At 38.5% G+C, this 21,268-nt stretch carries 19 protein-coding genes; 7 read left to right on the forward strand and 12 right to left on the reverse strand.

The window, feature by feature from the left end:
* Window positions 1-60: 60 nt before the first annotated feature.
* From JG479_RS17910 to dnaK, 9 genes are all read right to left on the reverse strand, one after another.
* Complete coding sequence (locus tag JG479_RS17910; protein WP_200220640.1) at window positions 61-1,425, reverse strand: sigma-54-dependent transcriptional regulator; 1,365 nt, start codon at window positions 1,423-1,425, stop codon at window positions 61-63.
* Window positions 1,418-3,148: an ATP-binding protein gene (locus tag JG479_RS17915; RefSeq protein ID WP_039488491.1), complete on the reverse strand. Its 1,731-nt coding sequence runs from the start codon at window positions 3,146-3,148 to the stop codon at window positions 1,418-1,420. Before JG479_RS17915 ends, JG479_RS17910 begins: the two co-directional genes overlap by 8 nt.
* A 190-nt stretch (window positions 3,149-3,338) precedes the next feature.
* On the reverse strand, window positions 3,339-3,602 hold the full coding sequence (locus JG479_RS20160) for a CBU_0592 family membrane protein (RefSeq protein ID WP_024595558.1): 264 nt from the start codon (window positions 3,600-3,602) through the stop codon (window positions 3,339-3,341).
* Between the two features lie 161 nt (window positions 3,603-3,763).
* On the reverse strand, window positions 3,764-4,015 hold the full coding sequence (locus JG479_RS17920; protein ID WP_024595559.1) for a hypothetical protein: 252 nt from the start codon (window positions 4,013-4,015) through the stop codon (window positions 3,764-3,766).
* A 304-nt stretch (window positions 4,016-4,319) separates the two neighbouring features.
* The gene (locus tag JG479_RS17925; RefSeq protein WP_024595560.1) at window positions 4,320-4,688 is read right to left on the reverse strand and encodes a response regulator; all 369 of its coding nucleotides are present in this window, start codon (window positions 4,686-4,688) and stop codon (window positions 4,320-4,322) included.
* Window positions 4,689-4,780: 92 nt separating this feature from the next.
* A complete protein-coding gene (locus JG479_RS17930; protein WP_138490397.1) occupies window positions 4,781-5,185 on the reverse strand; it encodes a DUF1761 domain-containing protein in 405 nt (134 codons plus the stop codon).
* 150 nt (window positions 5,186-5,335) lie between these two features.
* Entirely contained in the window at window positions 5,336-5,797 is a 462-nt protein-coding gene (ybaK, locus tag JG479_RS17935) for a Cys-tRNA(Pro) deacylase (protein ID WP_200220641.1), read from the reverse strand.
* A 103-nt stretch (window positions 5,798-5,900) separates the two neighbouring features.
* Window positions 5,901-7,040, reverse strand: a complete 1,140-nt coding sequence (dnaJ, locus tag JG479_RS17940) for a molecular chaperone DnaJ (RefSeq protein ID WP_002959065.1) — start codon at window positions 7,038-7,040, stop codon at window positions 5,901-5,903.
* 202 nt (window positions 7,041-7,242) lie between these two features.
* On the reverse strand, window positions 7,243-9,159 hold the full coding sequence (gene dnaK / locus JG479_RS17945) for a molecular chaperone DnaK (protein ID WP_002959064.1): 1,917 nt from the start codon (window positions 9,157-9,159) through the stop codon (window positions 7,243-7,245).
* 241 nt (window positions 9,160-9,400) lie between these two features.
* Here dnaK and JG479_RS17950 point away from each other — a divergent pair, with 241 nt between their 5' ends.
* Window positions 9,401-10,216, forward strand: a complete 816-nt coding sequence (locus tag JG479_RS17950) for a thioesterase family protein (RefSeq protein WP_024595563.1) — start codon at window positions 9,401-9,403, stop codon at window positions 10,214-10,216.
* Here JG479_RS17950 and JG479_RS17955 read toward each other — a convergent pair.
* Entirely contained in the window at window positions 10,205-10,951 is a 747-nt protein-coding gene (locus JG479_RS17955) for a substrate-binding periplasmic protein (RefSeq protein WP_200220642.1), read from the reverse strand. The genes JG479_RS17950 and JG479_RS17955 overlap by 12 nt on opposite strands.
* Window positions 10,952-11,115: 164 nt before the next feature.
* Here JG479_RS17955 and JG479_RS17960 point away from each other — a divergent pair, with 164 nt between their 5' ends.
* From JG479_RS17960 to JG479_RS17975, 4 genes are all read left to right on the forward strand, one after another.
* On the forward strand, window positions 11,116-12,282 hold the full coding sequence (locus JG479_RS17960) for a paraquat-inducible protein A (protein WP_231619691.1): 1,167 nt from the start codon (window positions 11,116-11,118) through the stop codon (window positions 12,280-12,282).
* Window positions 12,279-13,934, forward strand: a complete 1,656-nt coding sequence (pqiB, locus tag JG479_RS17965) for an intermembrane transport protein PqiB (protein WP_002959056.1) — start codon at window positions 12,279-12,281, stop codon at window positions 13,932-13,934. Before JG479_RS17960 ends, pqiB begins: the two co-directional genes overlap by 4 nt.
* A complete protein-coding gene (locus JG479_RS17970; protein ID WP_200220643.1) occupies window positions 13,934-14,542 on the forward strand; it encodes a PqiC family protein in 609 nt (202 codons plus the stop codon). Before pqiB ends, JG479_RS17970 begins: the two co-directional genes overlap by 1 nt.
* A gap of 463 nt (window positions 14,543-15,005) precedes the next feature.
* Complete coding sequence (locus JG479_RS17975) at window positions 15,006-16,388, forward strand: Na+/H+ antiporter NhaC family protein (protein WP_200220644.1); 1,383 nt, start codon at window positions 15,006-15,008, stop codon at window positions 16,386-16,388.
* A 71-nt stretch (window positions 16,389-16,459) separates the two neighbouring features.
* Here the strand turns inward: JG479_RS17975 and JG479_RS17980 are convergent, their stop codons facing one another.
* Window positions 16,460-19,342 (reverse strand): insulinase family protein, encoded by a 2,883-nt coding sequence (locus JG479_RS17980; protein ID WP_200220645.1) that lies wholly within the window; start codon window positions 19,340-19,342, stop codon window positions 16,460-16,462.
* Window positions 19,343-19,581: 239 nt separating this feature from the next.
* Here JG479_RS17980 and JG479_RS17985 point away from each other — a divergent pair, with 239 nt between their 5' ends.
* The gene (locus JG479_RS17985) at window positions 19,582-19,998 is read left to right on the forward strand and encodes an MAPEG family protein (protein WP_200220646.1); all 417 of its coding nucleotides are present in this window, start codon (window positions 19,582-19,584) and stop codon (window positions 19,996-19,998) included.
* Between the two features lie 67 nt (window positions 19,999-20,065).
* Here the strand turns inward: JG479_RS17985 and JG479_RS17990 are convergent, their stop codons facing one another.
* On the reverse strand, window positions 20,066-20,803 hold the full coding sequence (locus tag JG479_RS17990) for a peptidylprolyl isomerase (protein WP_200220647.1): 738 nt from the start codon (window positions 20,801-20,803) through the stop codon (window positions 20,066-20,068).
* 250 nt (window positions 20,804-21,053) lie between these two features.
* Here JG479_RS17990 and JG479_RS17995 point away from each other — a divergent pair, with 250 nt between their 5' ends.
* Window positions 21,054-21,239, forward strand: coding sequence for a hypothetical protein (locus JG479_RS17995; RefSeq protein ID WP_024594581.1), 186 nt, complete (start codon window positions 21,054-21,056; stop codon window positions 21,237-21,239).
* Window positions 21,240-21,268 lie beyond the last annotated feature (29 nt).

Consider the following 21,268-nt stretch of genomic DNA (forward strand, 5'->3'; position numbering starts at 1 on the left):
GAATAAATGTGCGGTTTCCCACACACCATAAAAACGAAGTTGTCACATAAACCACACAATTTAGTCAATAAACATATCGCGGTTTAAATTGTATTTACTCATTTTATCGTAAAGGGTTTTACGAGCGATTTGCAGTGTATCCATCGTATTTTTAATACTGCCATGGTTACGCTCTAGGGCTTCTTCTATTAACGACTGCTCATAAAAAGCAACTTTTTCAGATAGGCTTAAATCGGGAGAAAGCTCACCTTTAGCCTGCGTTTTGCTAACACTAAAAGCAAGTTCTACTCCTAATAAAACCGCGCGCTCAGCTTGGTTTCTAAGCTCCCTTACATTACCAGGCCAGTCGTACGCTAAGAGTCGCTGTTGTATTTCGCTATTAAGAGGTGCTGGCGGCTTGTGATAGCGTGTTGCTGCAATAGAGCTAAAGTGCTTAAACAGTAATACTATATCTGCTTTTCGAGCTCTAAGAGGCGGTATATCGACTTTTACCAAACTTAGTCGATAATATAAATCTGCTCTAAATTCACCTTTTTCAACTAATAAAAGCAAATCTACTTTAGTGGCTGCAACAATTCTTATATCTAATTCAATTGCTTTATTATCACCTACTGGAGTTACTTTTCGCTCCTCTAATACGCGTAATAATTTAACCTGCAACGACATTGGGGTGCTTTCTATTTCATCTAAAAAAACTGTACCACCTTGTGCAAATTCAAACTTTCCCTTACGAGTGTGAGTTGCTCCGGTATAGGCACCACTTGCAGCACCAAATAACTCACTTTCTATCAACTGCTCAGGCACCGCGCCGCAATTTATAGCCACAAAATTACTTGCTGAGCGAATACTTTGATCGTGTAAGTAACGCGCTACAAGCTCTTTACCCGTGCCAGTTTCACCTTCAATCATTACATCAGCTGGGGTATCAATAACCGTATTGAGTAAATGCATCATATCTTGCATTTTAGGAGTATCACCCAGGATTCTTACACCCGGCGCTGAGGTTTTTTGTACAGCAAGTTTTAGTGCACGATTTTGAATCACTAAGCTACGCTTGTCGCATGCTCTTGCTATGCAATCAAGCAATGTTTCGTTTACTGGTTTTTCAAATAAGTCATACGCGCCTAATTGCATAGCTTTAACAGCAATAGTTACATCGGCGTACCCTGTTAAAAATATAACCGGCAGTTCACTATCAAATGCCGTGACTTGCTCAAGCAAAGTTAGCCCATCCATTGCAGGCATATTTATGTCACTCAGTACAACGCCCATAAAACGTCGATTAAGCTTTGATAGAGCCGTACTTGCATCATTAAAGCACTCAACTGTATAGCCTTCGAGAGTAAGTAATTGTTTTAATGAATCTCTGATCATCGCTTCATCATCAACTACAATGATGTGCTTACACGGTGAGTTTTCAATCATCGGTTTTATCCTGCGTGCTTGATAGACTGATTATAAACTCAGCCCCGCCTTGCAGTCGATTGTGCGCACTTAAAGAGCCATTAAACGAGTCAATGATTTGTTTTGAAATAGATAACCCAAGGCCTAAGCCGTTACTCTCTTTAGTACTATAAAAAGGTTCGAAAATATTACCAAAAGCATGTTGCTCTATTCCAGGCCCTGTATCTAAAATTGAGAGTTTTACTCGGTTATCAAAGCACTCAACATTAAAACTTAATTTACGTATTATTGCACCATTCATAGCTTGGCTCGCGTTAGTTATTAAGTTAACCAACACTTGCTCAAATTTAAGTGAATCAACCCACACTATTAACCCACTATCTAAATTAGGCTGCTCTACGTGTACGTTATCTTGCTTTAGTTGTGAGCTGGCAATCATCAAGGCGTTATTTAATAAACCAGCTAACGGATAAGGCCTTAATTGAGTTTGTGATGGTTTGCTAAAATGTTTTAGCTGCCCCACTATTTTGTGTACGCGACCTACAAGCCCCTCAATTACCGTTATGCTTTCGCCAAGTGCGGTGTAATTTTGCTTAGCGAGTAAACGTTTGGCGCTTGCTAGGTATGTATTCATAGCGCTAAGGGGCTGGTTTATTTCGTGATTAATACCTGCGCTTAACTGCCCAATTGTTGCAAGTTTTGCTGATTGAACTAATGCAACTTGCGTTTTCTCAAGCTCTTGTGTGCGCTCAATCACTTTTTGCTCAAGACTATGCCTAGAGTAAACGAGCTTTTTATAACCCGCAAAACGAGCAAGTAAGCTATAACCAACAATCATAACTAAAGCATAAATACTAAATGCCCAAAACAAGCGTATTAATTGAGCTGAATTTACTTTTGTAATATCAACAAGTACGTTCATATGTGCACTAAAGTAACGCAGTGGTTTTGTCGCACTCACATAAAGGTTTTTATTAATTTTGAAATGCGAAATACCCTGGCTCTTATATTGAAATTGCTTAATATATACAGGTTGATGATCTAAATAAGCGCGGCGTAACTTTATATTACGTCGCTTTGTTATATCAAACTCGCTGAAGCTATTTAAACGCCATGTTTGCATATCAGACATCGCAATTACATTATCACTAAGCTCTAAATAAAAATGGCTACCTTTAGATGTATTTAAAAGCTCTCTGTCGTTTTCAAATTTGCTTACATTCACTTTTAATACAACAACACCAACCGCTTTGTTGTCGTGATAAACAGCCTGCGAAAAATAAATACCACGCTCTTTTGAGCGCATACCTAGTGCAAAGTAGGCCACTTTTTCACCTGCAAATGCACGCTTAAAGTAAGGTCTAAAGGCAAAGTTACTGCCTAAAAATGTGTAATCGGCTTGCCAGTTACTACTTGCCGTTACTGCGCCTTGGGCATTAAGTACAAATATATCTGATGCACCACTGGCTTGTTGTATATCAGCTAAGTAGTTATTTATAGCGTTGTAATGGGCTTGGTCGCCGTTTGCAAATTCAATCATTAACTGATTATAAGTAAGTAGCTGGGGAATAGCCGAAAAACGAGCGAGTTCAGTATCAATGTAATTATTTAATTGAGTAACCTGACGCTGCGCTTGAGCTGTTGCTTTTTCAATATCGTGAGCGCGGCCTACCCAAAATGTAACAACCAAAATTAATACTAATAATATACATACTGTAATTATTTTTTTAGAAAACGTAAACATGGCCTACCCGAGAAATAGCCTAAAAATTTAAGGTCGCTAGTGTAACGACTTATATGAGGCAGGGATATAAACTTTTTGTTAACAAATGAATTTAATTATACTTGTTAATTAAATCTAGTCCTAAAAACAAAAAACACCGCAAACAGGTGTGCTTGCAGTGTTTAAGGTTTAGAACAAAATTAATACGTTATTAATTTGTAGCTAAAGCTGATCTGTTTTTTAGGTATTTGTATAAACCAATTAATGAAGCCGCTATCCAAAATATTTCTATCACAAAGCTCGCTAAATTAAAGTTATAGCAAAGGCTAATTAACAACAAAATCGCCCCTGTTAAATTCATCATATTATACGTTAGGCTAGATGGGGACGTTTTTCCTAGCTGCAGTAAGAAAAATGAACCAACTACTAAAAAAGTACCTGTCATACCTATGATGTCAAATAAGAGTGCTATCACGAAACTATCCTTTATCCATTTTTAAATAACCCAATAAACTGGCCCGATCCATGGGGAGGGTATTTTTTCATTCATTGAAACAGCAAACCGAGCGATTCTATCAATATGATAAATTCTAACAAGGCCATATGTCCGTATGAAGAAATTTTACTGTATCTGAATTATTTAAACGTTACTTTGCCACCAATTATTTTATAGGCAGGCGCACCACGAATAATCGCTTCTCGGGCAAAAGGCCGACTGCAGTTAGGACAAATACAGGGCTCTTGTGTAAAGTCTTGACTAATACGCTCTTTAAAACACTTAACTAATGCTCCTTTGCCTCCTTTTCGGTATTTAAATAAGGAAGCTTTACAAGCAGAGCAAAAAATATCGACCGTTTTAGTTGGGCCTTTTTTATTAGGTTTTGCCATTAAGTCCTGCTGTACTATATAAAAAATTATTCTTTATGATACCAGTTTATAGCAATTCGTTTAATTAAGTGATCTATTTAGAGGGTAGAAAAACGTGTTGATAGCTAGGCGAAAATTCGCTATTTAACTGTTCTAAATGTGAATTTTTTAACACAGGGAGCGACACATTTAGCCTCGCAAAATGATTAGGTATTATTGCTTATTGGTATTAGGTAGATAAAGGTGACCACTGGGTTGTAAATTTTTACGCGGTATGATTATTAAAGTGAGCTCATAATAATTTAATGATGATGAAAAATATAACCTAATCTTTGAAAAAGAAGCGGTTTAATTGAGATGATAGTACATTCATATTAAAAGGTTTGATTATAAACCCCGATACTTTAGCTGCAATAACTTGCTTAACTTTATCTGTACTATCCTCACAGGTAACCATCAACACGGGAATATCGGCAAGGGCTCTGTCTTTTCGAATGTTTGTGAGTAAATCAACACCATCCATTTTTGGCATATGAAGATCTGTAATAACCAAATCGAAATGTTGGTCACGCAATAAAGCCAAAGCTTGTAATCCATCTGTAGCTTCAACGATATTGCAATACTCCAACTTTCTTAGCATATTAATTAAAACATGACGCATGAGCGGCATATCATCAACAACTAATATTTTCATTAATACTGCTACCAAATCATGTAAATACGATTATATAAACCTACTCTACTCTCAGGTAAGAATCAAACCGGGCATTAACGGCTACTCAACCCTTACGGCCAAATACCTAAAATAAGCCCCATTAACGAAAACTGTAAAATACAGTAACTCCCGTTAATTAAAAATAGCTTTAAAGGGCGTTGCTCAAATATATAACTTAACCCTAGTGAACTACTGATCCAAAAAAAGCCGATCACAAAGCCTGTTCCTACACACTCAGCTAAACTTGCGTCTTTACCTAAAAATAGAGACAACATTAAAGCCGCTATAAATACTAAAAAGAAGCTGCCGCCAAATATCAACTTGGGATTGGCTGATTGCAAATCAAGGTCAGTTAAGCCAATACTTTCTAGCCAAGCGTTTTTAAAGAGTGCTTTTGAGTACCATATGCCGCCAAGCATAAAAGAAGACAGTGCAGCCACCAGTATTGCAAAATAATCTACATCTAAAAGGTTCATACAAACAGCCGTATACAAAATGTGTAATACCGTTTGGTATTAAATATTAACGGTATAAAGATACTCTCAATGTAGTTACAAATAAGGTATTGAGCAAATTGCTTAACTTGAGTTAATTGCCTTTATGGAGAGTAATTTTAAAAATAAAGGCTATAAATCGCCAAACTTAGCGTTAGTTAACGCCGCTAAATTAGTTGGGGAGAGTGCGATTTCTAAACCTCGCTTTCCGGCGCTCACATAAATAGTATCAAAAAGTGAAGCACTACTATGAATAAACGTAGCTAAGCGTTTTTTTTGCCCAAGTGGACTTACTCCACCTAAAATATAACCAGTGCTAGCTTGAACTTTTTGCGGGGCAGCCATGGCTACTTTTTTGGCACCACATAATTTTGCTAACTGTTTTAAGTTAACTTGTTGCGACACAGGAGTAACAGCAACAATTAGCTGCCTTTCATGCGTTTCCAGAACGAGGGTTTTATATACTTGGGCGCTATCTAAATTTAACTTTTCAACAGCTTCAAGCCCATATTGACTATTACCTGCATCGTGTTCGTAACTGAGTACTTCAAAGGGGATTTTTTGTTTTTTAAGTAATTCGATTGCTGGGGTCATACTATTTAATCGTGTTTTTTTTAACAGTAACAAAAATAAAATTTAAAGCAAAAAAAACGACGCTAAAAAGCGCCGTTTCATTATTATTAATAATAATTTAAATTTACTTGGTTAAATCATCAAAAAACTTTTTAACACCGTCAAAAAAGCCTTGCTCTTTAGGACGATTTTTCGAGCTATCTGTACCCATACTTTCATCTAACTCTTGCAGTAGTTCACGTTGACGCTCGTTTAAATTAACCGGCGTTTCGATTACTACCTTACAAATTAGATCGCCTTGGGCACCACTTCGAACAGACTTAACGCCTTTGCCACGCATACGGAACATTTTGCCCGTTTGCGTTTCAGAAGGTATTTTAAGTTTTGCACGACCATCAAGTGTAGGCACCTGAATTTCGCCACCAAGACCTGCTGTTGTAAAGCTAATTGGTACTTCACAGTATAAATTATTTGCTTCACGTACAAATATTTCATGTTCGCGAACAGATACTTGCACGTACAAGTCGCCAGATGGCGCGCCGTGCATTCCGGCTTCACCTTCACCAGTTAAGCGGATACGGTCTCCAGTATCAACGCCAGCTGGAATTTTAACTGAAAGCGTTTTAGTTTTTTCTACGCGGCCCTGACCATGACATTTGTTACAAGGGTCTGAAATAATCTGACCTTGTCCCTGACACGTTGGACACGTTTGCTGAACAGCAAAGAAACCTTGGCGCATTTGTACTTGGCCAGCACCATGACATGTAGTACATGTTTTAGGCTTAGAACCTGCTTTAGCACCACTGCCATCACACGGCTCACAACCCACCCATGTTGGCACTTTAATTTCAACTTCTTTACCACGAACCGCTTCTTCTAAGCTCAAGTCCATGTTGTAACGTAAGTCAGAACCACGTTGTTGACGAGATTGACGTCGACCACCGCCGCCACCAAAAATATCGCCAAATACGTCACCAAATACATCACCAAAATCGCCATGACCGCCACCAAAGCCGCCATGACCACCGCCACCGCCTTGCTCAAATGCCGCGTGACCATGTTGGTCATACATTTGGCGTTTTTGAGGATCGGTTAAAATCTCGTAAGCTTCTTTAACTTCTTTAAATTTAGTTTCAAGCTCTTTATCGCCTGCGGTACGATCTGGATGATATTTCATCGCTAAGCGTTTATACGCTTTTTTTATGTCTCGCTCACTCGCATCTTTGCTTACGCCGAGGGCTTCGTAATAATCGCGTTTTGACATATCTATCACACTACTCTTTTCTGTTTGCAGCGTGAGCTGCTGGATAAACCGATAAATCGCATCGATTTATCATTGAATTTTTAAACCTTAAATACATGCAAAAGGCGCGACAAGCTATTGCTCGCGCGCCTCAATTGTTCATCCTAACCTAAACACTCGATTGAGTTAAGTGTTTTTGGCTAGCGAGAAGCGTTAGCAACAATTACTTGTCGTCTTTCACTTCTTCGAACTCTGCATCAACAACGTCGTCGTCTTGCTTAGCTGATTGCTGTTGCTCGCCTGCATCTGCTGAACCTTGCTGTGCTTTCGCTTGTGCAATTTCCATTAGTTTTTGAGACTTTTCAGCAAGAGCTTGAGTTTTAGCTTCAATCTCTTCTTTGTTGTCGCTCTTAATAGCAGCTTCTAAATCTACAACAGCCGCTTCAATCGCTTCTTTGTCTTCGCTTGGTAATGCATCGCCAGCTTCTTCAATTTGCTTACGAGTACCGTGTACTAGAGCATCAGCTTGGTTACGAGCAGCTACAAGTTCTTCAAACTTTTTATCGTCTTCAGCATGTGCTTCTGCATCACGAACCATTTTTTCAACTTCTTCATCGCTTAAGCCTGAAGATGCTTGAATTGTGATTTTTTGCTCTTTACCTGTATCTTTATCTTTTGCAGATACATGTAAGATACCATCGGCATCAACATCGAATGTTACTTCGATTTGCGGTGTACCACGTTGTGCTGGGCGAATACCTTCTAGGTTAAATTGACCTAAAGATTTATTGTCGCTTGAACGTTTACGCTCACCTTGTAACACGTGAATTGTTACAGCAGATTGGTTATCTTCAGCTGTTGAGAATGTTTGCGATTTCTTAGTAGGAATCGTCGTGTTTTTCTCAATTAATGCAGTCATTACTGAGCCCATTGTCTCAATACCTAGAGATAATGGAGAAACGTCTAGTAATAGTACATCTTTAACGTCACCAGCAAGTACACCACCTTGAATCGCTGCGCCTACTGCAACTGCTTCATCAGGGTTTACGTCTTTACGTGGTTCTTTACCGAAGAAATCAGCAACTGTTTTTTGTACTAAAGGCATACGTGTTTGGCCACCAACAAGAATAATATCGTTGATGTCGCTTACTGATAAATCAGCATCAGCAAGTGCACGTTTAAGTGGCTCTAGAGACTTAGTTACTAAATCTTCAACTAGTGATTCAAGCTTAGCACGTGTTAGTTTCACGTTCATGTGCTTAGGACCAGATGCATCAGCAGTTACATACGGAAGGTTTACTTCAGTTGATTGTGCAGATGACAGTTCAATTTTTGCTTTTTCAGCAGCTTCTTTAACACGTTGCATTGCAAGAGGATCAGTTTTTAAGTCTAAACCTTGATCTTTCTTGAATTCAGCTACTAGGTAGTTGATTACACGGTTATCGAAATCTTCACCACCTAAGTGAGTATCACCGTTTGTAGCAAGTACTTCAAAAGTGTGCTCGCCTTCAACTTCATCAATTTCAATGATTGATAAATCAAAAGTACCGCCACCTAAGTCATATACTGCAACGATATTTTCGCCACGGTTTTTATCCATACCGTAAGCAAGTGCCGCAGCAGTTGGCTCATTGATAATACGTTTAACTTCAAGACCCGCAATACGACCAGCATCTTTCGTTGCTTGACGTTGTGAATCGTTAAAGTATGCGGGTACTGTGATTACAGCTTCAGTTACTTCTTCACCTAAGAAGTCCTCTGCCGTTTTCTTCATTTTTTTCAGTACTTCAGCAGAAATTTGTGGTGCAGCGCGTTTTTCGCCACCCGCTTCTACCCATGCATCGCCGTTATCAGCTTTGATGATTTTAAACGGCATGATGCCGATATCGCGTTGTACTTCTTCGTCTTCAAAACGACGACCAATTAAACGCTTGATTGCAAATAATGTGTTTGTCGGGTTAGTAACCGCTTGACGCTTAGCAGATTGACCTACTAATGTTTCGCCGTCTTGCGTGTAAGCAATAATAGACGGGGTTGTGCGATCGCCTTCCGCGTTTTCAATAACACGTGCTTTGCCACCATCAAGTACTGCAACACAAGAGTTTGTAGTACCTAAATCGATTCCAATAATTTTACCCATGAAACTTCTCCAACTTCAATATTCGTTAATACGTTCGATGACATAGTAAATAGGGATGCGCCAAACTTATTTCAACTGTAAAAATGAAAAAAAATCCATTTTTTGTGATTTATTTACAAAATAACCCTAATAATTGTAAGGAATGGTGATTTTTGCACCGCCAGAGACGTTTTTAATTACTGGTCTGACTAGTTTGGTTGTGTTATAAATTTATTAAATCGCACTATAAAAGGACATCTTCATGCATTTTGAACAATTACTTCTCCAAGCTGCAAAAATTGGAAGTTCAGACAATACCGAACAATTAACTAGCACAATGCAATTTCCAGAAAACTGGTGCCAAGGCAGAACTGCTTTTGGTGGTCTCTCAGCCGCACTGTTGTATCAAGCTATCAGAGGAAAAGTATCCAATGATCGTCGCCTACTCTCACTCAGTACAAATTTTGTAGGGCCATTACTAGCTGATACTCCTTTTTCGTTATCGGTAGAAATATTACGACAAGGTAAAAGCAGCACACAGGTACTCGCCAAAGCGATTCAAAATGAACAAGTGTGTGTAATTGTACAAGCGTGTTTTGCTAAAAGTAGAGAGTCGGGTGTAAATGTGCCTGTTTCAAAGTCTTTAGGGTTAAAACCGGTAGACGAGCGCCATACTCTACCTTTTATTAAAGGCCAGATGCCTGAATTTTTTCAACATGTTGATTTATGCCCTCAACAAGGTGCCATGCCATTTAGCAGCGCAGAAACTTCTCACTTAGGGGGCTGGATGCGCTTTAAGCATACGCCCGAACAAATAACTGAAGCGCATGTGATTGCATTAACAGATGCATGGCCACCTACGTTATTACAAATGTTTAAACAACCCGCTCCAGCTAGTAGCATGTCGTGGTATTTAGAGTTTGTACAAGAGCCAAACTTATCACCTGGCGAATGGCTTGGCTTTGAAGCAATCACTCATCATTCAAAAGATGGCTATGGTTTAGAGGATGGCTGTATATGGTCACAATCCGGTGAGCTAATAGCGCTTACACGTCAAACAGTGGCATTATTTGATTGATGAATGGGTTTGGCCTTCATCAACAATTCTTTTATAAGTACCGTTTTGCTTGATGAGCGCCAAACCTATATCAAACTCAGTAGCTAAAGAGAGGTTATTAAAATAAGCAGGTCGCTCTGCTTTTGGAAATAAAGTGTAAATTTGCACAGCTTCGGGTGATTTATGTTGATTGTAGTAATAGTAAAAAATACGCTTATCTAACACAATTACATCCACCCAACCTTTTAACAGCTTATCTACCTGCGCCTTTTGATTAATAACCTCTTGATATGAGCTAAAGTTTTTAACATTACTTTTAAATATAGAAGGCAGATATGCAATTGCATTTTGAAAAGCAAGAACGTTTTTATTAAACATGCCTTCTATTTCATCAATATTATATTTATTTCGCTTGAGTGTAATGGCTACATTTTCATAACTAAGTACCGGTTCACTTGGGTAAATACCAGCACTACTTCTTCCTGCATAATTTAAAAGTATATCTACTCCTTTATTATGCAATTGATGCTCAGCGCGTTTATTCGACATATATTGCACATTAATATTGGCAAATCCATTAGCCTTTAACGCGGCTTTGATTAAACCTAGGTGTATACCCGAGTCTGTTTTTGCAAAAACATAGGGCGGAATTGATGCGCTCGCGGCGATAATTACTTCTCGTTCTTTATTAATAGCCACAGCATTTTGCGAACAAATAAAGAGCCACATTAATATGCAGTACAAATAATATTTCACACGCTTCCTTTATATAACGAGCAGCTTGATAGCAGAACGCGTTGTATTAATGTATTAAATATAGCAAAATTGAAGAAATATTCTTCTTGCTTGGTATTAAATTGCAAACTGTCTGCCCCTGTTGTGATCTGATCATAGATATACCTCGCATAATCGCAAAACAAATGGCGATATGCCCACATTGTCACCATAAACTTTGCGAAGCCGATGTTAATCACGACAGTCGCATAGTTGCACTAAGCTTTAGCGCACTATTAATGCTGCTCAGCAGTATGTTTTACCCTTTTATTTCATTTAGTAGTAGCGGTATAACTCAAACTATTACACTGCCCGACGCGGCTCGAATTTTGTTTAATTATGATAGTGAGCTACTTGGCTTATTTATTGATTTGAGCATTATTGCCCTGCCCATGGGTTTGCTTCTTATTTTAATTCCTTTGCATCTTGGGCTTTTAAAAGCATTACCAGAGAGCATTGCAAGGCGACTACTAAAGTTCACTTTGGCGTTAGAGCCTTGGATTATGTCGGAAATATTTTTAATTGGCGTACTTGTTAGTATGGTAAAAATCATGTCGCTGGCTGATATTAGCTTCGGCACGAGTTTTTGGGCTTATGTGGGGTTTGTTATTTTATACATAGCTGCGCTTGTTCACTTAAATCGCCCACGCTTATGGGCTCAAATAAAGCCTGTAAAAGTACTCGAAGGCGCAGAGCATGCTAAACGTGCAATAGATGAAAATATTAAAGCCTGCCATGTGTGCCATCAACTATGTACCGGTAATATTTGCCAGCGTTGCCATACAAAAACACACGTAAGAAACCCTTATAGCGTACAAAAAGCAGCAGCTTGGCTAATTACTTCTGTTGTTTGTTATATTCCAGCTAATGTTTTACCTATTATGCACACCACTAGCCTTGGGGATGAATCCCCTTCAACTTTAATTGGTGGTGTTATTACTCTTTGGAACAGTGGCTCCTACCCTATTGCCGCTATTATATTTTTAGCCAGTGTGGTTGTACCGCTTGCTAAGGCATTTGTATTGAGCTTTTTATGCTTTATGGTTACAAGGCCTGCCAATAAACATACAAAAAGTTACACCCGAATTTATCAACTGACCGAGTTTATTGGTAAATGGTCGATGATAGATGTATTCGTGGTTGCTATTTTAGTGGCCTTAGTTCAACTGGGTAATTTAATGTCAGTAACGCCAGGATTAGGCATTGTATTTTTTACAGTTATGGTAATATGCCAAATGATGGCTGCCCATGCCTTTGACCCACGCTTATTGTGGGATTCCCCTAAAAACAAAAAATCAGAGAACAAAGCATGACCGAAACCGCTGAAATAACAAAAGAACCGAAAATTTCCGCTATCTGGATCATTCCGGCAATTGCGCTGTTAGTGGGCATGTGGATGTTATACCAATACCAAGCTAATAAAGGCCCTACTATTTTTATCGAAATGCCACAAGCAGAAGGTATTATTGCAGGTAAGACTGAAATAAAAGTGCGCAGTGTAAAAATAGGCCAAATTGATCATGTTAGGCTATCCGACACGCAAGACAGCGTAATTGCTCGCGCGCAAATAGATAAAAATTACAACGAGCTACTGACTGACGATGCTAAAATTTGGGTCGTGAAACCACGCATTGATGAAACAGGTATTAGCGGGATGAGTACGTTATTGTCTGGTGTATATTTAGAGTTTTCACCCGGTGAAAGTAAAGAGCTAAAAGAGCGTTTTAAGTTACAAGATGAACCCGCCCTCATTGGTAAAGATGTGAAAGGTGGTCGTTTTAAATTAATGAGTTACAACGCTGAAGTACTTGATGTAAGCACCGGTATATTCTTCAAAAATTATAAAATAGGGCAAATAGAAACCGCCACTTTTGATTGGGAAAACCAAGCAATGAAGTACGGCGTATTTATTAAAGCCCCCTATCAAAATCTGATCACCATGAACTCTATTTTTTGGGTGAACGCAGGAATTGAAATTGACCTATCTGCCGATGGCATCAATATTAATACGGGCTCTTTGAGTAAACTATTAAAAGGCGGTATTTCGGTTGGTTTACCTGAACAACAGGCCCCGGGTGAAATAGCACAAGATGGGCACAGCTTTTCATTAAGCCAAAGCTATAAAGAGGCGTTAGAAGAGCGCTTTTATGATTTTGATTACTACCTAATCGAATTTGAACAATCAGTTCGAGGACTACGCACAGGTGCACCTGTCGAATACAGAGGTATGCGTGTAGGTACTGTTGTTGAAACCCCTGCCAATGTAATTATTGACGGTAAACCTGCCCACTTTAGAAACCATAATACGGCGGTTCCAGTGCTTATAAAAGTAGAATACGGACGCTTGTATCATGACAGTGCTTCAGCAAAAGAGTATTGGCAAGGCAGTTTAAAGGGCTGGATTGAAAGTGGTATGCGCGCCTCGTTAAAGCCTGGTAATTTATTAACGGGTGCTGTGTATGTAGATTTTGATATATACCCCGACGCGCCAGAAGCGCACCTAGGTAAACTTGTGCAGTATGATGTTTTTCCGAGTATTTCTAGCGGTATAACTGTATTAGCAGATCAAGTTTCTGACGTACTTAATAAGGTAAATAACTTAAAAGTTGAAGATAGCTTGGCACAAATGCAAGCTACATTTACCGATTACCGAGCGCTTGCTAATGAAATGCGAGAGCTGCTAAGCCAAAAAGATACACAAAACTTACCTGGCGATTTTAACCGTAATTTCGAAAAGATGACAAAAAGCATGGAGCAGTTTGAAGTCACTATGCGCCAATTTGATAAAACCATGGCCAGTTACCAAGCCGGTTCTGAACTTCATCATCAAATACAGCAAACATTAAAAGAGTTTAAACGTTTAAGTGAGGGCCTACAGCCTCTAACTCGCGGATTAAACGAGCAACCTAATATGCTAATTTTTGATAAATCATTACCAGCAGATCCAAAACCAAGGAAGCAATAATGAAATCGTTATTTTTAACTGCAAGTTTATTATTACTATTGGCAGGTTGTAGTTCATCAATACAAACTGCGACACAGTATTACCAGTTTGAGCAGCCTATAGGTGCATCGTCTCGAAACGTTGCAGATACAGATGCGCAACTAAGAATACAAACTGTTGTACTTAGAGGCGCTTTAAATAATTTAGGCATTGCTATGAAAATAGATAGCAACCAAATTCATGCTGCAAATTACAACCTATGGGGCGAATCGCCGGATGTAATGCTTACTGCAACAGCCCAGCAAACACTTTTTAATGCTATGCCCAACTGGATGGTAATAAAAGGCTTACCGGTCATTACTGAACTTGATCAACAAACGTTTTATGAGCTTGAATACGAAATTCACCACTTTAATGGCGATATGCGAGGTAACGCTGATATTTCTGGGCTTTGGCGTTTATATTACACACACCCTGAAACAGGCCGACGTCTTATAAGTATTCATAATTTTTCGCAATTGGTCCCTATTGATGATGATGGCTATGACGGTTTAGTTTCAACACTTGAAGCAACATGGCTAAATATAAACCTAAATGTTGCAAAACAAATAGAACAAGCAAGACTTTAATCGTTAAGTGACAATATAATCACGGCGGTTTTAACATCAATTACCGTCGAATCTTACTTTTTGCTGCTTCTTCAATAATTTTTTAAGTTGATGAATGGCATCTCTTTACATCAAGGAATTAGCGCTACAAAGCACTCAATTAAACCGCCTCTAATAAAACTTTATCAAACATGTAAATTTTTGTTGACTGAAATTAAAAAGCGGATTATTTTTGCGCCGATGTTTTTACAGGCACAACAATAGCGGTTTGCACTCCTTGCACCGTCTGGCGCCAAAGCCAACGCGTTTCACTTAAGCCGCTATTTAACATAACTGTTTATGTGTTCCTCCCTCGCGTACAAAAGCAGTGACTTGGAAGATGATTTAACAACAAACTTATCATCTTCTTTGTTTTTGTATAAGCAGTTTAAAAATTAATACTATTGTAATTTTTATACATGCTTTTAATTTTGTGAATACTTAAATGCTTGAACCTTCTGCGTTAAGTTTACTGCCACCGTTAGTGGTGGTTGTATTGGCTGTTGTATTACGCCGCCCTATTTTATCTTTACTTATTGGTGCTTTAGTTGGTTTAGTTATCGCCGATCCTGCACAGGTACTTACTAACTTTGCGAGTACATCGCTAAAAGTGATGACAGACGAAACCATCGGCTGGCTAATACTTGTATGTGGTGGCTTTGGTGCTTTAATCGCGCTATTAGTGCGCACAGGTGGCGCATCGGCTTTTGGCAAGTTAGCCCTTAAATACACTAAAGGTAAACGCTCATCTTTGTTTATGACCTTTTGTTTGGGTGTAGTTATTTTTATTGATGACTACTTAAATGCGCTTACCGTGGGTGAAACCATGAAACGCATTACCGATAAATTTAAAGTGAGCCGTGAGATGCTTGCCTATGTTGTAGACTCTACTGCTGCACCAATTTGTGTACTTGTCCCTTTATCTACTTGGGCGGTTTTTTTTGGTGGCTTACTCGTAGATAACGGTATTGCTGAAGAAGGCAAAGGGATTGCAGTTTATATCCAAGCCATACCGTATATGTTTTATGCGTGGTTTGCAGTGCTTGTTGTTTTACTTGTTGTGCTGGGTATTATTCCTGCGATTGGTCCAATGAAAAAAGCAGAGCAAATGGCACAAATTGAGCAAGCTCAAGTCGATCCAGCCCAATACAACGACGTTCAAACAGCAGATGAATATGCAGTAAAAGCCGTAGAAGAGAACTTTGAAGATGCTGATCCTAAAGGTAAATTACGTAACTTTTTGGTGCCGATTATTGTACTGGTTGCATTTACTGTTTACTTTGAAATAGACGTATACAAAGGCTTATTAGCAACAATGGCGGTCACTCTCCCGTTTTATGCTCTACAAAAATTAATGAGCGTAAGTGAAATGATTGAACGCATGCTTGATGGCTTTAAAAGTATGATCCCCGCGATTGGTACTGTTATAGCGGCGTTTATATTTAAAGATGTATGCGACTTAATTGGTTTGCCTCAGTTTGTTATTGGTAGCTTAAGCCCTTATATGACCGCAGCATATTTACCAGCCGTGGTATTTATTTCAATGGCTATTTTAGCGTTTGCAACTGGGTCTAGCTGGGGTATTTTTGCTGTATCAATTCCCATTGTTATGCCACTGGCAAATGCGGTTGATGCAAACATACCACTGGTCATTGGTGCGCTATTATCGGCTTCCTCTTTTGGTAGCCAAGCGTGTTTTTACTCAGATTCAACCGTACTCGCAGCGCAAGGTTCTGGTTGTAATTTAATGAGCCATGCTGTTACACAATTGCCATACACGCTAATTGCTGCGGCATTAGCTGTTATAGGCTTTTTAATAATGGCTTAAATTAGCTGAATAAATAATAAACCCCAATGTAGTAATACATTGGGGTTTATTTTTAGCTACATAAATAAAGCTTATTTTTGTAGTTTAATACCATTGTAATAGGCATCAAGCGTTGTGATTTTAGTTTGATTTGGTAAATCGGCAAAGTCACTTTCTATAAACTTAGTCCCGCGTAATTGCACATTTAAACGTGCAGCATTAGGGTTAAGCATTGTTTGCTTGTAGTAGTCTTTTATATCTGCAAGCGTTACTTTTTCAACTTCATCAATCAGCTTTTGCTTAGAATCAAAGGTAAAGTTTTCACGGTACCAATCGTTTATAAGTGGGCTCATTTCGTCACTTAAGTTTTTAGGCTGCTCTTTAAGTGATACAAGGGTAGAGTTTTTCAGCTGCTCAAACGTCTCTTCGCTCATGTTATCAAGTTCAACTGCGTATTCTTTTTTAAACTTATCAAAACGAGCTTGTATTTCTTTTGGTCCTTTAACCGGTGTTTGAATATACAAACCAATTGCTGAGTAATCTTCAATTGGGCGAGCTAACGCACCTACTGCGTATGCAAGTTGCTCCTCAGTACGCATTTTATCAAACGCAACTGTTCTAAAGTGGCTTTGTAATACAGCTGCTTCTGCTTTTTGTTTGTAACCCGCAACAGGATGAACGGTCATATCAACCACCGCTACATCGGCTACATCAATATCTTTTTGCAATACCAGCGTTTCGCCAGGTTGAGGCAACCACGCTTTGCTTCGTGCAAATTCACTGCGCTTATGATTACTTGGTAATGTTGCACTTAACTCTTGTGCTATCACGTCTATATCTTGCTGATCGTAGTTACCGTAACTAAATACACGTAAATCGTTTTGTGCAAACGTAGCTGTTTTTAATTGTGCTAAGTCGGCAACACTCAGTGAATCAGCGGCTTTTATAAGCGCATCTGTATCAAAGCCACCTGTACGGGTCAGTTTTGAATACTCGCCAAATGCTTGTGCATACGGAAACTGCTTTTGTTGGTTTAGTAAATTACGTTTAAAACGATCTACCGCTTGGCTAAATGCTTGTGCTGTTTCATCAGCTTTTAACCCGGTTAAAGCTTGTTTAAGCAATACATCTTGCTTATCTGTAAAACCACTCATAGATAAAACAAGGCCATTACTCGGTGCTAAGCTTACACTCATACCGGCGATTGCTGCTTCGGTACTTAACTGACTTTGTTGAATATTATATAAATCGGCCCAAACAGAATAAAGGACTTCTGCTTTAATATCGTTCAAACCGGGTTGAGTATTTATATAAACTTCAACAAGCCCTTTTGGCTGCTCTGCAAATTTTTGACTTGCTTGGCGCCATACTTTTACACCATTTTTATCGTAAGCAAGTTCTGGGTGTTTTTGCTCTTTAAATGCTTGAGTTTTTATTGCAAAATTTTCAGGCAATAAATTGTTTACTGTTGGTAGTGCTAACTTAAATTCGCTTGGTTTTTTCCAGCTGGCAATTTCATCATCGCTAATGTCACTGATGCGGTATTTACCGTCGTAAAAGTGTAGTTGTGAGTCTGTCTCTTCTTGCTGCGATACATACCAAATACGAAGGGTGTCGGCATTTAACTGCTCAAGTACATTGTTTACAGCGTCAGCGTCAAACTTTGCATAATAATAAGGTGCATTAATAGCGTGATTTAACGGATAATCTTGCATGCTTTGCGTAAGCGAGCTTACATAATTAAATTCATCACCTTTTTCTAAAAACTTAAATTGGTTATTAAGGGAAGTACGAATTTCGTTGAAGTACTTGCTATCAACACCTTCTTTTTTAATTAGGTCGATGTACTGCATAATAGTCGCAACTATTTCATCACGATTTTTCATGCCTTCATCGGTAAGTTCTACATTTACATTTAACGAACCGTAGTTGCCATATTGATTTGGTGCAGCTGAAGCAGAAAGCTGAGACACCCACCCTTTATCACGAAGAAGTTGCGCTGGGCTGCCCGGCATTTCATTACTTAGTAAATACGCTACAAATCGATTTGGTTTAAGTGCAAATTCGCTATTATTATTAGCAATGGTGAAATCAAGTTGCAGCTGTTTTACATCTTCATTTGGTGCATAAAACACGCGTTTTCCGCCAGCGTTATCAAAATCAAGTTTTGCAGTCACTATTGGTTTTTCGATATTTTTATTTTTTATGTCAGCAAAATATTTTTGCGCTTTTTGCTCCATTTCAGCAATAGGTAAATTAGAAATAAGCGCAACTTTCATAATATTTGAAGAGTAGTATTTATTATAAAAATCAACCGTTTCTTTATGAAGTGAACTGTTTTCTTTATCGCCAAGCGTTTCTAGGTTACCAATTAAAAAGCGATTAGCTGGGTGATCACCCATCATTTTACGCGCGAGTTTAAATTGTCCAAAAAAGTCCATTTCGCGGCGCATTGACCACTCTGCGTTTACTGCATTTTTTTCTTTGTCTGTGTATTCTGGGTATAACTTAGGCGCTTTGAAAAAGTCAGCAAAACGGTCTAGCCCTTCATCAAACGCGTCGTTATTAATTTTAAACATGTAATTAGTAATATCGAGCCACGTGTAAGCATTGTGCGCGCCACCATTTTTGGTCATAAAATCAGAATACCCTTTTGTGTCTGGGTAGCGATCTGTGCCTAAAAACAGCATGTGCTCTAAATAATGCGCCATACCTTGTTGCGACATTGGGTCGTTCAGTAAACCAACACCAACGCTTAGTGCCGCTGCTGATTTTTCAGCACCTGGATCTGACACTAAAATTACTTCAATGTCGTTTGCCAGCTTAAGTGTTTTATATTCACGGTTATCGTTAGGACTAACGACTAACGTATCTGATAGTAAAGAGGCCTGAGGCGCCACTGAAACCGAAGCCGTATTTGAACAACCACTTAAAACTGCAAGTGCGATAGCACTAAAACCAATAATCTTTTTCATTTTTGTTTTCCATTAAAAAGTATTGCGCAAAATAGCGTGCGCCAATTCAAAGCAATATAGTTAAGCTAAACTAACATTTTCAATTAATAACTTTCTACAAAATAACGCTATTTTGTGTAACACATTGTGAAAAATGTCTTCATAATCGGATATTAGTTGGGAGTCTGCCAACCTTGCGAGATTAAAAATCATTCAACATCAAAAAATACGCAAATTCTAAATAATAATAAGGAAAAACAATGGAAAAAATCATCATACTTGCCATGTTTGCACAAGTTACGCTTTCACTGGTTGTCATGCTCATTATGGGTAAAAGGCGCTTTGCCGCAGCTAAAAACAAACAACTAGATTTAAGTGACTTTAAAACAATGCAATTAGATAAGGCTGGCGACACTATTAGGGTGGCAGATAGAAACTTTTCAAATCAGTTTGAAATACCTGTGCTTTTTTACGCGGGGTGTTTACTTGCACTGCAACTAAATAGCGCCAGTACACTTGTGGCAATACTGGCCTGTTTATTTGTAGCAACACGTATTGTGCACAGTGTTATTCATTTAGGTAAAAATAACGTACGCGCACGTTTTAAAGTGTTTTTACTGGGTTGTATTTGTGTGTTTTCAATTTGGCTAGCAATGGTTTGGCGAGTACTATTTTAAACAGCAAAGTTTAATAATAGTAATGTGGACGGCTGGTTTAGGCCATCCACATTACCGTTAATTTTAATTATTTAGCACGTTTTAAACGAGGTACCGCAAGTAAAAAAGCACCTAAAAGCCAAATTAACCCGCCGCTAGAATCTGTTGATGTGTCAGAATCAATTAGCGTATTTTCAGTAACAGTAAGGCCTGCTGCTGAATTAGGATCATCATCCATTACCGCCACATTTTGAATAGTCACTAAGTTAGCACTACTAATTGTTACATCAGTACTTGCACATTGCTCAGCAGTAATATCAACCACGGGTGTTTCATCACAGTGTACTAAGGCTGCAATTTTATCTAACGTTGATTGGCTTGCTGCAGTAATTTGTCCAAACACAGTAAAGCCACCATTTTGCGTATCAAGTGCTGCACTTCCTGCGCTATTATTAGACATATTAAAAAACCACTGACTTGTTGCGCTATTAGCATCACCCGATAATTTAGCCATCGCAATGGTGCCCTTAACATTAGAAAAAACGGGCTCATTTTCTACAGCAGGCTTTGTAGTAATCGCATCTAGCGAATCAGAAAATGTAAATCCACCACCTTGAATAACAAAGTTACTAACAGAGCGGTGAATTACTGTTTCGTTATATGAATCGTCTTGAACGTAACTTAAAAAATTTGCGACTGTTTTGGGGGTTTGTTGATCAAATAGGTTAATCTCTATGACACCTTGGCTCGTGTTCATTTCAACTATAGTAGCGGTGCTTGTAAAACTTGCTGCAGCAAGTGCTGAGCCAAGTAAAAGTTTTTTCATGTTTTATTCCTGTTGTTATATTTTTTAAATAATTAGTTAATGCGTTAACACATTAATGCCATCGGCGACTAAAATCGATTCTAAAGTGTGAGTTGATACAATTAAGACCGTGTTGATAACAAATTAATTACATATGCCATTATTTATATTCTTTTTTGCTATATAAATCTAACTATTTAAAATTAAATCATCTTAAAAGTGTGGTCTCTTATTTGTTACCTTAAAAAAACACAAACAACAGGATCTAACAATGCCACACACTAAACAAACAATTTGCGACTTTGGTTTACACAAAGGTGAACCATACACAAAACTACCGGCGAGCTTTTTAACGTGGATGGTAGGTATAAACCATACTAAGCGGGAATATGCGGATGCAGAGTTAAAGCGTCGCGAAAGTGCCGCCACAAATCGATTAACTGTACCTTCTAAATAAAATGTCAATAAGTACGTTTTTTTAGCATA

The organism is Pseudoalteromonas sp. LC2018020214, from assembly GCF_016598755.1.
In the GTDB taxonomy this organism is placed as follows: Bacteria; Pseudomonadota; Gammaproteobacteria; order Enterobacterales; family Alteromonadaceae; genus Pseudoalteromonas; species Pseudoalteromonas distincta.